Here is a 12,636-nt window from a genome sequence, read left to right as displayed (position 1 = left end):
GCGGGCCGGCGCCGTCGGCCTCAGGCGTGGGTGTCGATGTTGTGGCCGAGCGAGCCGACCGGTCCGCGCGAGGCGGCCGGGGCAGGCGTCGGCAGGTTGCCGACCAGTTGCGTGACGGTGCTCGCGTCGGCCTCGATGGCCTTCTTTAGCACGGCCATGCCGACCTTGTCGTCGCTGCCGACGTTGGCCAGTCCCGCTGCCGATCCGGTGTTGATGCTGATGCTCATGTCTGACTCCCCGTGCCGCGCCGAATGCGCCGCCATCGCTGCATGACGGCCCGCCGCCGCGCCGCTTGAGCATCCCGCGCCGGACGGCGGGCCGCCGCGGCCGGAAAGCCGATGCCAGCCGGTAAGCTCGCGCCCGATCCTGCAACCCCGGAAACCCATGGCGCCCACCCCTCTCCAGCTCATCGGCGCGGCGATCTTCGCGATCGCGCTCGTGCACACGTTTTCAACCAAGATCTTCGAACGGCTCGCGCACGCCCAGCCGGCGCACGCTGGGCTGTGGCATCTGCTCGGCGAGGTCGAGATCGTGTTCGGCTTCTGGGCGATGGTGCTGGTGCTCGCAACCTTCGCGCTGGAGGGCTCGCACGAGGCGATCGGCTATCTGGAGTCGCGCAACTTCACCGAGCCGATGTTCGTGTTCGCGATCATGGTGGTGGCGGGCACGCGGCCGGTGCTCGGCTGCGCGCGCGGCGTGATCGGCGCGCTGGCGCGGCTGCTGCCGCTGTCGGGCGGCGTCGCCAACTACTGGCTCACGCTGGCGCTCGTGCCGCTGCTCGGTTCCTTCATCACCGAGCCGGCGGCAATGACGCTGGCGGCGCTGATGCTGCGCGACCGCTACTTCACGGGGGCGGTGAGCGAACGCATCAAGTACGCGACGCTCGGCGTGCTGTTCGTGAACGTGTCGATCGGCGGCACGCTCACCCACTTCGCGGCGCCGCCGGTGCTGATGGTGGCGAGTGCCTGGGGCTGGGACACGGCCCACATGCTCGCGCACTTCGGCTGGCGCTCGGCGCTCGCGGTGGTGGTGAACGCGACGGCCGTGGCGATGCTGTTCGGCCGCGAGCTGGCGAAGCTCGACACGCCGGCGGTCGACGGGCAGGGCGCGGCGGCGCCGCTGCCGGTGGTGGTCGTGCACCTGCTGTTCCTCGCGGGCGTCGTGGTGTTCGCCCATCACCCCGTGGTGTTCATGGGGCTGTTCCTGTTCTTCATGGGCTACACGACCGCGTACGCGCGCCACCAGGAGCGGCTGATCCTGCGCGAGGGGCTGCTCGTGGCCTTCTTCCTCGCCGGCCTCGTGGTGCTGGGCGGCCAGCAGCAATGGTGGTTGCAGCCGCTGCTCACCAGCCTGAGCGAAGGGCAGGTGTACTACGGCGCGACGGCGCTCACGGCCATCACCGACAACGCGGCGCTGACCTATCTCGGCTCGCTGGTCGAGGGACTGAGCGACGGGTTCAAGTACGCGCTGGTCGCGGGCGCCGTCACGGGCGGCGGGCTGACCATCATCGCCAACGCGCCCAATCCGGCGGCGGTGTCGATCCTGCGCGAGCGCTTCGGCGATCACACGGTGCAGCCGCTGTCGCTCTTCCTCGCGGCAGTGCTGCCGACGCTGGTTGCGATCTGCGCCTTCCGCTTCCTGTGAGGTGGCGGCGGTCGGCGCCCCGCGGTTCATCCCGGCGGGTGATGCGTGAAGGATTTCTCGCGTCATGCGGGTTGTTGATCCGGCTTACCGTCGCGCGAGGAGCGCGGCCTTATCGTCTCGCGCGCTCGCCACTCCCCTCTTGCGCCGACGATGACCGCTCTGCCCGATCTGCCCGCCTTCCGCTCCGCGACCGACCTGCCCAGCGGCCACGGCGACGCGTCCGGCGCGGCTGGGGCGCCGGACGCCGACCCGCCGGCGGATGACGATGTGCCGGCGGATGCGCCCGGTCTGGCTGTCGCCGCGCCCCTGCCCGATGCCGCCGGCATCGGCGAACTCGTCTGCCCCTTGCCCGCCGATGCCGACCAGCGCAGGGCCGTGCTCGCGCTGGCGCGCGGGCGCAGCTTCGCGCTGCTCGGCGACGTGGGCAGCGGCAAGCGGCAGACGATCGCCAATCTCGTCGCACAGGGGCTGGCCGGTCGGCGCCGGATGCTCGTGGTCGGCGCCGCGCAGGCCAGTCTCGATGCTCTCGGCTGGAAGCTGGCCGAGGCCGGTATCGATCAGTTCGTGCTGCCGCTGCACGGTCGTCATGGCCGGGCGCCGACGCTGCATGCGCGGTTGCGCGCGGCCTGGCTGGGCGGCGTGGCCGGGTTGCCGGCGCGGCACGCACGCGATGTCGAGCAGCACGCCGCCCTCGGCGCGGGCTTCGATGCCCTGGTCGCACGATTGCACACGCCCCACGCCTGCGGGCTGACGCTGCACGAGGCGATCGCCCGCGTGCTGGCGGCCCCGGCCGCCGAACCCGTCGACCCGGCCGCCGTCCCCGTGCTCGCCTGCACGGCGCCCGACGACATCGATGCTGCCCGTCTTGCCGGCCTGCGCGCGCTCGCCGTCCGCCTTGGCGAGCGCGCCGGGCGCGCGGGCGTCGGCGCGAATGCCGCCACGCCCGACGACACCCTGCTCGACCTCATCGGCCATGCGCGGTGGAGCGTCGAATGGCAGCTCGGCCTCGACCAGGCCGCCGCCGCCCTGCGCGCCGCCATCGACACCGCCGCCAATGCCGTTCAGGACTGGCGCCGCGCGGTCGACCTGCCGGCCCTCGGCCTCGACGCCGCCACCCGGCGCGGTCTGCGCCTGCTGGCCGAGACGCTCGCCAATCCGCCGGCCGGCATCGACGCCCGGCTCGCGCTCGCGCCCGGCGCCGCCGTGCTCTGCGCCCGGCTCGATGCCGCGCTCGCCTTACTCGACCGGCATGCGTGCTGCCGGGCCGCGCTGCCCGCGCCCTGGACTGAACCGGTCATGCGCGCCGCGCGCGCCGGTCTCGACCTGCTCGCCGAGGAAGACCGCCGCTTGCGCGGGCTCGGCCCGGTCTGGCCCGAGCGCACGCTGGACCAGCTTGGCCAGGGCGCCGACCAGCTCGCGCGCTGGCGCGAGTTGCGCGCCCGGCTGTCGGCGCGCTACCGGCCCGAGGTCGCACGGCTCGACCTGGCAGCGCTCGCCGCCGAATGGGTGCGCGCCGGCGAAGCCGCCTGGCCGATGCGCGGCCTGCGCCGCAAGCGGGTGGCCGACCAGTTGCGGCCCTGGATCGAAGGCGATGCCACGCCCGACACCGGCGCCGACCTCGCGCTGCTGGCCGAGATCGCGCGCCTCGAACCGGCCATCGCCACGCTCGACCGGCTGCGTCTGCCCGACGGTCCGTGGCGCGGCTTCGACACCGACCTCGCCGTGCTGGGCGCCAGCTTCGTGTTCCAGCAGCGGCTGGCCGAGCTGCATGCGGGCGGCGACTGGAACCATGACGGACTCGACTGCGTGGCCGACGGCCGCGCCGGCCGCGACCTAGCCGAGCAGTACCGCCGCGTGCGCGAACTGCTGCAGCTGCGCGGCGCCATCGCCGACCTCGACGGCTACGACAATCTCGGCAATCTGACCGGCGGCCTCTGGGCCGGCCGCGCCACCGACCGGCCGAGGTTGCGCGCCGCGCTCGCGCTGCACGCGCTGCTCGCCGGGGTGACGAATGGCCTGCCGCTCGCGCCCGCCTGGGAAACCGGACTGACCCTGGAGATCCGCCTGGCTGCGCCCGCGACCTCGGCCGAGGATGATCCGCTGGCCCGCCTGGTCGCGGCCCTGCGCGCGCTGGCCGCCTGCGAGCGCGAACTTGCGGCCCCCGCGTCCTTCGACGCCGCGCTGCCCGGGATATGGCAGGGCGGCGCCACCGACGGCGCCCGGCTCGCGCAGGCTGCCGAGCATCTCCGTGCGCTCGACCGCGTCTGCCGCGACCTCGGTGGCGGCCCGGCGCGCCAGGACGATGTGCGCCGGCGGCTCGACGGCTTCTTCGCGCGGATCGCGGCCGATCCGGCGGGCGGGCTCGTCGCGATCGCGCCGGCCCGTGTCGGCCATCTCGTGGCCGAGGCCGCGCTCGACGGCGCGCTCGACGCCTTTCTCGCCTGCGCCGGCAGTGCGCCCGACGTGCATGAACGGCTCGCGGCGCACGGTCTGCCGGCGCTGCTCGGGCTGCTGCAACGATTGCCGGCGGTCGCGCCGCGCCTGCCCGCCTGGTGCGACTGGCGCGAGGCGCGCGCCGAGGCGCTCGACGCCGGCCTCGCGCCGCTGGTGGAGGCACTGGAAGCCGGCCGCTTCGCGCCCGACGCGACGGCCGCCGTGTTCGAGCAGGCCTGGCTGCGCGGCTGGGTCGATGCCGTCATCGCCGCCGATCCGCTGCTGCGCGACTTCGATGCCAATGCGCACGAGGCGGCGCGCCGCGACTACCGGGCGCTGGACGACCGCCTGCGGCTCGCCGCGCGCGAACGGGTGCGCGTCGCGCTGCGCGCCGAGACAGTGCTGCCCGGCTATGACGCCGTCGGCAGCGTGGTCGCGCAGGACCTGGCGAGCGTGTCCGGCATCGCCGCGCAATGGCTGCTGATCCGGCGCGAGATCGAGCGCGGGCTGGCCACGGCCGATGGCCTGCCTACTGGCGCCGCCCCGCTGGAGATCGCCGCGCTGCTGGCCGATGCCGGCGAGGCGTTGCTGCGCCTCACGCCCTGTCTGCTCGCCACGCCCGACGCGCTGGACGGCGCATTGCCGGCCTCGATCGTCTTCGACGTCGTGATCGCCGATGCGAGCGACGGCCTCGCGCCCGCGACGCTCGACGCCCTTGCGGGCCGTGCCCGGCAGTTCGTGCTCGTCGGCGCTGCCACCGCCGGCCTGCCGGTGATCCGGCTCGGCAGCCACCATCGCAGCCGTGATCCCGCGCTGCTCGCCTTCAGCCGCGCGCGTGGCCGGATCGGCGCGCAATGGCTGCTGCCCGCACCCACCGGCGCGAACGACGCGCGCCAGTGGCATCGGCTGGCGCCGGGGCTCGACGCCGACGGCGTCGCGCGTGCGGTCGCGCGCAGCCTGTGCACCCAGCTGAGGCTCGCCGCCGTCGCGGCCGAAGCCGATGCCGTCACCGCCGTCGCCTTCGGCGGCGACGCGGTCGTCGCACCCCGCCGCGCGAGCTTCGGTGCCATCGCCACCGATGCCGGCCTGCGTGCCGCGCTCGACGCCGCCCTGGCCGCCGAGCGCGCGGCCGATCCCGCGCTCGACGCCTTCTTCGCCGATGACCAGCCCGAGCCGCTGGTCGTGCGCGACCTGGCCGATCTCGCCCGCGGCGATGCGCGCGACGTGATCTATCTCGTGGCCCGCGATCCCGTCCCCGAAGAGGCGTGCGACGGTTTGCCGGGCGACATGGCGGTCGCGCGGCTGCATCTCGCGCTCACCCGGGCCCGCGCCACGCTCCATGTGTTCGCGCCCGCGCCGGGCGGGATGCAGATGCGCGCGACGCAAGTCGGAGAGCGGCTGGTGCCGGCGCTGCGAAATGGCGAGCCGGAGGCGGGGCGTGCCGGTACGCCTGACGGAGCCGCCGGCGCGTGCGGACGGACGTCCGGCGCGGAGTTGTCGGCGGAGCTGCGGCTGCTGTTCGACGATCTGGAATGGGCGGCCGAGGCTGGCGCGTTGGCTGCGACCGCGGCGATGTCCACGGCGACGACGGCGGCGAACGGCACCGTGACCGATGGTCTCGCCGTGGCGGTCAGCGCGGCGCTTTCCGGCCGGGGCTGGCAGGTCGGGCAAGGGTCGGGGCAGGGTGATGCGCGCTGCGGCGTACCGCTCGTCGTTGCCGACCCCGAGCGGCCGTGGAGCGAACTGGCCGCCGTCGAGTACGACATGCCGGGGCTCGACAGGCTCGCTGCCGTCGACCGCGAACTCGCGCGGGAAGCCACGCTGCGTGATCTTGGCTGGGACGTGCTGCGCGTCGCCGTGCTCGATGCCTGGCGTGACCCGGTCGCGCTCGGCGCCCGGCTCGACGACGAACTGCGGCTGCTGCTGAGCCGGCGTCGCCGGGCGCGCGGCGCCATGGAGATGACGCCACCCCGCGCGGCAGCGTCGGTGCTGCCGTCCGCGCCGGCACCCGGAGGGAAGCCGGCGTCGGAATCGAAGCCGGCTGTCCCGGTGATCGCGGCGCCGGTCGAGGAAACAGTCGCCGAGCCGATCGCCGAGCTGATCGCGGAGCCTGAAGTCGCCTCGCCCGTCATGACGGCGGGCGTGACGCCGGCCCGCGCGGCGACTGCGGTGACGGTAGACCCGCCGTCAGCCGCCGCGCTCGACGAGGGCATCGCCCTCACGGATGACAGCGCGACGGAACACGCGCTCGTGGACGACACGCCGATGGAATGCGGCGACATCATCGGGCCGTTCGCCGCAGCTCCGACCGCTTCTGAAACCGGCGATCCCGAAGCGTCCGTGCCGTGCGCCAGGGTTGTGCCTTCCGCTTCAGAGTCACCCGAGCCAGAGCCGGAGCACGTCCTTGGCCTGCGGTCCGTCGCCGATCCTCACGGCTTTCGCGCCGTCGATCGCGTCAGTCTCGCGCTGGCCCTCGGGCGGGCGCCCGCCGAGGTTGTCGACGACGACCAGCAGCTGCGCGCGATGGCGCTGCACGTGGTCGGCCGCGAAGGCCCGGTGCGCGAGGATGTGGTCGCACGCCGCATCGCGCGCGCGTGTGGCCAGTCCGATGACGGTGGCAGCCTGCTCGCGCGCATCCGCGTGCTGCTTGCCGACCGGCCCGTCACCTTCGAGGGCTCGCGCGTCTTCGTCTGGCCCGGGCGCGGCGGCATCGACCGCTTCCGCCATCCCGGGGACGCCAGGCCGCTCGACGAAATCGCGCATGCCGAGCTTGCCGCTCTCGCGCGCGAGATCGACGCGGCCGGCGCCAACGACCCAGTTGCCGCCGTCGCGGCGATGGCGCGCGCCTGTGGCCTGGACGAACCGGACGCCGTCGCGCGCGACCGGCTCGAACTCGCCTGGCTCGCACGCGGCCACCGGCCGAACTGATCCTCCGGCCCGCGCCGGACGAAGCGCCTGAACGCCGCTGTCCCCAGGCTGGAAAGTCCGATCCGGCCGCCGAACCCGGCCTCCTCGCCAAACCCGGTCGCCCGAAACGACAACGGCCCGCGCAGGGCGGGCCGCTGGCAGGGCGGACAAGCGTCGGCCGGCGCGAGCGCGCCGCCGACGCCGGACGATCACTCGGCGCGGTAGTAGCCCACGCCGATCAGCGCATCACCCGCGCGGCGCACATAGGCCGTCTTGTTCTCGACCTTGTTCGTCACCGGGTTGCGCCAGATGTAGTCGATGTAGCCCGCCCCCTGGCTGTTCACCGTCGAGATCATCTCGGCCACGATCGGCTTGCCGCTCGCGTCGCGCAGGTTTGCCACGGGTTTGCCGACGAGCTTCGGATTCGAGCCCAGGGCGAGATAGCGCGCGTCCTTCAGCCCGATCGCGAACACGTAGAGATCGTTGCGCACGAACTCGCCCTTCGGGTCGTTGAACTCGCGCCAGGCTTGGGCCGCGCCCACGCGTTCCACTTCGGCATAGGCGCCGTTCAGGAAGGCGTGCGCCTGCTCGGCCGTCGAGCGCGGCGTGTAGTAGCCCACGGCCAGTACCGTGTCGCCCACGCGCTGTACCAGCGCCGTCTTGTTCTCGACGTGGTTGGTGACCGGGTTGCGCCAGATGTAGTTGACGACGCCATTGCCCTTGTCGGCGCTGGCGTCGATGAGGTTGCGGAACACCGGGTTTCCGGCCGCGTCATGTACTTCGAGCACCTGCTGACCGACCAGGGTCTGAGGATTGTTGGCCGTGGCCTTGAGCACGCCGTCGGTGCCGAGCGCCACGACGTACAGGTCACCCTGCGAATACAGGCCGCCCGGCTTGCTGAACTCGTCGAAGGCGGCGCTGCCCTGTTTCACATAGGCGACGATCGCCCGGTCAAGCAGGGCTTCGGCCTGGGCGCGGCTGCCGCGCGCGGCCATCGCGGTCTGGGTGTGGGCCGTGGCGATGCTGGCGGCCTCGCTGGCGGCGGGAACGATGGCGCAGGCAAGGGCGAGCGCGGTGCCGATACGGAGGAAGGTGGCTTGCATGAGGGCCTCGTGTTTTGCGTGTTGTCGAACAGGACTGCTGATGGACGCACGCTAGAAGAGGCCTAGCGAATGCCACTTGATCCAGTTGGTGCCGAGGCGTGCCATTCGCGCTGCCGCATGCGCAAGGTCAAGCCGGCGCGATCGGCGTCGACATTGCGCGACGAAACCCGTATTTCCGGTGCGGATTTCGCATGTGGAGCACGTCGGTCGCCGGAACACAACCGTGCGGCGGCCCTGTGCCCCGGTCGGGCGCTTATTCGCTTGCGCTGTCGCCAGCTCCCACGATGTGATCGCCAACTGGCTGCGCGGACGAGCTGATTTGATCAGGGTCAACCCTGAATGTGTTCCCACTCCCGCTCGCGGTCGTAGCAGCATGCAATCGCGCGGCATTCACGCCCACAAGGTAAAACGCGCGCTATCTGGACACACATCTGACATGGACATCCGTCTTTCCGGCGACGAACCCCAAGCCGATTTCCACATGGGCGCGACCCTGCTTGTCGTGGACGACAATCCCGACAACATCGCCGTGCTGGGCGCCATGCTCCAGCCGCTGTATCGCGTGCGCGTGGCGACGTCGGGTGCGCGGGCGCTGGAGATCGCGGTCACGCCGCCCGAGCCGGAGCTGATCCTGCTCGACCGCATGATGCCGGGCATGGATGGCGACGAAGTGCTGGCCCGTCTCAAGCTCGATCCGCGCACCGCGTCGATCCCGGTCATCTTCGTCACGGCCATGAGTTCGACCGACGATGAATGCGCCGGCCTCGGCCTCGGCGCCGTCGACTACCTCACCAAGCCGCTCGTGCCCGCGCTCGTGCTCGCGCGCGTGCGCACCCAACTCGAACTCAAGCATGCGCGTGACCGGCTGCGCGACATGAACGCCTCGCTCGAGGACGAAGTGGCGCGGCGCATGGCCGAGAACCAGATCGTCCAGGACGTGACCGTGCATGCGCTTGCGCGACTGGCCGAGATCCGCGATGCCGGCACCGGCAACCACCTGCGCCGCACCCGCGCCTACATGCGTCTGCTGGCCTCGCGGCTGCGCGAGCATCCGCGCTTTAGCGAGGTACTCGCGGGCGACGGTATCGAGCTGCTCGCCAAGTCGGCGCTGTTGCACGACATCGGCAAGGTGGGCATTCCCGACTCGGTGCTGCTCAAGCCGGGGCGACTCGATCCGGGCGAGCGCGCGCTGATGGAAACCCACGCGATGCTCGGCGCCGAGGCCATTGCCAATGCGGAGCGCGACGCCGAGCGGCCGATCGCCTTTCTCGCGCGGGCCAAGGAGATCGCCCGCCACCATCACGAGCGCTGGGACGGCAGCGGCTACCCCGATCGGCTCGCGGGCGAGGCGATCCCGGCCAGCGCGCGAATCATGGCGCTGGTCGATTCCTTCGACACGATGGCGAGCCGCCGGCCCTACAAGCAGCCGATCCCGCTCGATGTGGTGCGTGCCGCGCTCGTGGCCGAGCGCGGTCGGCAGTTCGACCCTGACGTGGTCGATGCCTTCGACGCTGCCTTCGACGACTTTGCGCGCATCGCCGCGAGCTACCGCGACGAAGGGAGCTATTCGTGAGCCTGGAGGTCCCCGGCGCCCGTGGCGCCGGCCGTGCGCCGGTGGCGGCCAGCACCGAATCCGCCGTCCTTGGCGTTGATGCGACGACCCGAATCCACTGCGGCCCGCTGCTCTCGCCGATGGACACCCAGGCCTTCATCGAGAAGATCGCGGCCACCGCGCCCGGCGTGCTCTGCGCCTTCCATCTCGACGCCGACGGGCGTGCGTCCATGCCTTGGGCTGCGCAGTCGCTGGCCAACATCTACGGGCTGCGGCCGGACGAGGTACGCGAGTCGGCCGACGCCGTGTGGGCACGCGTCCATCCCGATGACCTCGAGCGGCTGCATGCGCTGATAGCCGCCTCGGCGCGCGACATGACGCCGTGGCGCGCCGAGTTCCGCGTCAACCATCCGGCGCGCGGCGAGATCTGGGTCGAAGGCCATTTGGTACCCGAGCCCGACGGCCAAGGCGGCCTGCTGTGGCAGGGCTTTCTCACCGACATCACCGAGCGCCGCCGCGTCGGTGCCGAGCTGGACCGCTACCGCTATCGGCTGGAGGAGCTGGTGGCCGAGCGCACCGCCCAGCTTGCCGAGGCCAACCGGGCGCTGGCACTGCGTGCCGCAGAGATCGGCGACCTCTACAACCAGGCGCCCTGCGGCTATCACTCGCTCGACGCGGCCGGACGCTTCATCGAGATCAACGACACCGAGCTGAGCTGGCTCGGCTACGCGCGTTCGGAGGTCATCGGGTGCAAGGGGCTGGCCGACGTGCTCGCGCCCGAATCGGTGCCCAAGTTCGGTGAGGCTTATGCGCTTTTCAAGGCCGAGGGCGAGCTGTCGGGGCTGGAGCTGGAGCTGCGCCGGCGCGACGGCTCGCTGCTGCCGGTCATGCTCAACGCACGCGCCATCTATGACGTCGACGGCAAGTTCGTGTGCTCGCGCACGACCATCTTCGACAACCGCGAGCGCCGCGCGCGCGCCGCCCAGATCGCCGCGCTCAATGCCGCGCTCGAGCGCCGCGCCTTCGAGGCCGAGGCCGCCAACCGCGCCAAGAGCGATTTCCTGGCGAACATGAGCCACGAGATCCGCACGCCGATGAACGCGATCATCGGCCTGACGCAACTGCTCCAGCGCCACAGCGCCGACGCGCTCCAGACCGAGCGCCTGGGCAAGATTGCCGACGCTGCGCATCACCTGCTCCAGGTCATCAACGACATCCTCGACATTTCCAAGATCGAGGCCGGCAAGGTCGAGCTCGAGATCGGCGATGTCGACCTGCGCGCGACGTTCCAGCGCGTGGCCGCGCTCATCAGCGACCGCGCCATCGCCAAGGGACTGAGCGTGACGGTCGATCCCGAGCCGCTGCCGAACACGCGGCTGCGCGGCGACCCGACCCGGCTCACCCAGGCACTGCTCAACTACGCGAGCAACGCGGTCAAGTTCACGAGTCGGGGCGGCGTGCGGCTCGGCGCGCGCATCGAGCACCAGGAGGCGGGGAGTGTGCTGCTGCGCTTCGAGGTGCGAGACACGGGCATCGGCATCGCCGAGGCCGACCAGGCGCGCTTGTTCCGGCCTTTCGAGCAGGCCGACAACTCGACCACGCGGCGCTTTGGCGGCACCGGCCTCGGGCTGGCGATCAATCGCCGGCTGGCCGAGCTGATGGGCGGCGAGGTCGGCGTGGAAAGCCGGCCGGGCGAGGGCAGCTGTTTCTGGTTCACGGCCCGGCTCGGGCGCGCGGCCGGGGCACCGTCTTCGCTCAGCGGGCCGACCGTCACCTCGGTGCTGCGCGACCAGCAAGGGCTGCTGCGGCGCTGCCAGGGCCGGCGCGTGCTGCTGTGCGAGGACGATCCGGTCAATCAGGAAGTCGCGCGCGCCCAGCTCGGAGAGATCGGGCTGCAGGTGACGATCGCGGGCGACGGCCAGGTCGCCGTCGAGCTGGCGCGTGCCCACGACTGGGCGCTGATCCTCATGGACATGCAGATGCCGCGCATGGACGGTCTCGACGCGACCCGCGCGATCCGTCAGCTGCCCGCGCACGCGACCACGCCGATCGTCGCGCTCACCGCCGGTGCCTTCGGCGAGGACCGCTCGCGCTGCCTTGCCGCCGGCATGAACGATCACCTTGCCAAGCCGGTCGACACCCGGGCGCTGCACGCGATGCTGCTGCGCTGGCTGCCGCCGGTGATCGAGCTGCCGCCGGAGCGGGCGCCCGAGGCCATGGCGCTGGTCGACATGGCCGAGGCGGGCCGGACTCGCGCGGGTGCGATGCGCGCCGATGGCGCGCTGGCAGGCGACGCGGGGCAGGCGGGGCAGGCCGCCGCCGGCGTGACGCATGCCGACCGGCCGGAGGAGGCCGTCGGTGACGGACTGGTCCGGGGGCTCGCCACCGTGCCCGGCATCGCGGTCGAGCAGGCGCTGGCGACCGTGGCCGGCCGCGTCGATCTGCTGGCACGCGTCATGACCGCCTTCGTGCAGCATGCCGAGCCGCGCCCCGCCGATAGCGCGCCGGAGACGATCCGGCGCTGGAGCCACGGCCTCGCGGGTGCGTCGGGTGGCATCGGCGCGCTCGACCTGATGGTGCTTGCGCGCGAGACAGAACGCATGGCCCGCGACGGCGAGCTGGCAGGGCTGCCGGCCCAGGTCGCGCGTTGCTCGCGCGGGCTGACGGCGCTGCTCGACGCGCTGCGGCCACTCGTGGGGCAGGCGGCGCTGCCTTCGCCGACCGCGCTGCGCATGCTCGACGACGGCCTGTCTCGGCTCGACTACCTGCTCGGCATCGATGACCTGTCGGCGCGCGAGACCTTTGCCGGACTGAGGCCGGCGCTCATCGCGCGCTTCGGTGCCGAGGCGATCGGCCGCCTTGCGCGCCAGGTCGAGAGCTACGACTGTCGCGCCGCGCTCGTCAGCCTGCGCAGTCTGGTCGACGGGCGGTGAGCACAGTGGTACGCCGCGCCGGATGTCGCGGCGCGGCGCTCGCCGGTTTCAGCCGCTGCTGACC

Annotated in this window: 6 protein-coding genes; 4 read left to right on the top strand and 2 right to left on the bottom strand. The window is 72.5% G+C overall.

Annotation, left to right across the window (positions count from 1 at the left end):
- Positions 1 to 20 precede the first annotated feature (20 nt).
- Positions 21 to 227: a putative motility protein gene (locus tag H566_RS29310; RefSeq protein ID WP_028310084.1), complete on the bottom strand. Its 207-nt coding sequence runs from the start codon at positions 225 to 227 to the stop codon at positions 21 to 23.
- A gap of 157 nt (positions 228 to 384) precedes the next feature.
- Between H566_RS29310 and H566_RS0101865 the strand changes: the two genes are divergently transcribed.
- Together H566_RS0101865 and H566_RS0101860 are read left to right on the top strand one after the other, a co-directional pair.
- Positions 385 to 1,644 (top strand): putative Na+/H+ antiporter, encoded by a 1,260-nt coding sequence (locus H566_RS0101865; protein WP_028310083.1) that lies wholly within the window; start codon positions 385 to 387, stop codon positions 1,642 to 1,644.
- A gap of 150 nt (positions 1,645 to 1,794) precedes the next feature.
- On the top strand, positions 1,795 to 7,005 hold the full coding sequence (locus H566_RS0101860; RefSeq protein ID WP_028310082.1) for a DUF3320 domain-containing protein: 5,211 nt from the start codon (positions 1,795 to 1,797) through the stop codon (positions 7,003 to 7,005).
- Between the two features lie 188 nt (positions 7,006 to 7,193).
- Here H566_RS0101860 and H566_RS0101855 read toward each other — a convergent pair whose 3' ends face one another.
- The gene (locus H566_RS0101855; protein WP_028310081.1) at positions 7,194 to 8,087 is read right to left on the bottom strand and encodes a cache domain-containing protein; all 894 of its coding nucleotides are present in this window, start codon (positions 8,085 to 8,087) and stop codon (positions 7,194 to 7,196) included.
- Positions 8,088 to 8,523: 436 nt separating this feature from the next.
- Here H566_RS0101855 and H566_RS0101850 point away from each other — a divergent pair, with 436 nt between their 5' ends.
- Positions 8,524 to 9,660, top strand: a complete 1,137-nt coding sequence (locus H566_RS0101850) for a response regulator (RefSeq protein WP_245591262.1) — start codon at positions 8,524 to 8,526, stop codon at positions 9,658 to 9,660.
- Positions 9,657 to 12,572 (top strand): hybrid sensor histidine kinase/response regulator, encoded by a 2,916-nt coding sequence (locus H566_RS22375; protein WP_156924264.1) that lies wholly within the window; start codon positions 9,657 to 9,659, stop codon positions 12,570 to 12,572. The genes H566_RS0101850 and H566_RS22375 overlap by 4 nt, the downstream gene beginning before the upstream one ends.
- Positions 12,573 to 12,636: the final 64 nt, after the last annotated feature.

Origin of the sequence: Derxia gummosa DSM 723, from assembly GCF_000482785.1 — a bacterium.
In the GTDB taxonomy this organism is placed as follows: Bacteria; Pseudomonadota; Gammaproteobacteria; order Burkholderiales; family Burkholderiaceae_E; genus Derxia; species Derxia gummosa.
Note: the sequence above shows the minus strand (reverse complement) of the source record. Positions and strands in the feature narration are given on the sequence as shown.

Bases quoted from the DNA above. Each gene is read 5' to 3' on its own strand.
- H566_RS0101855 (WP_028310081.1), bottom strand. From the start codon at position 8,087: ATGCAAGCCACCTTCCTCCGTATCGGCACCGCGCTCGCCCTTGCCTGC.
- H566_RS0101860 (WP_028310082.1), top strand. From the start codon at position 1,795: ATGACCGCTCTGCCCGATCTGCCCGCCTTCCGCTCCGCGACCGACCTG.
- H566_RS29310 (WP_028310084.1), bottom strand. From the start codon at position 227: ATGAGCATCAGCATCAACACCGGATCGGCAGCGGGACTGGCCAACGTC.
- H566_RS0101865 (WP_028310083.1), top strand. From the start codon at position 385: ATGGCGCCCACCCCTCTCCAGCTCATCGGCGCGGCGATCTTCGCGATC.
- H566_RS0101850 (WP_245591262.1), top strand. From the start codon at position 8,524: ATGGACATCCGTCTTTCCGGCGACGAACCCCAAGCCGATTTCCACATG.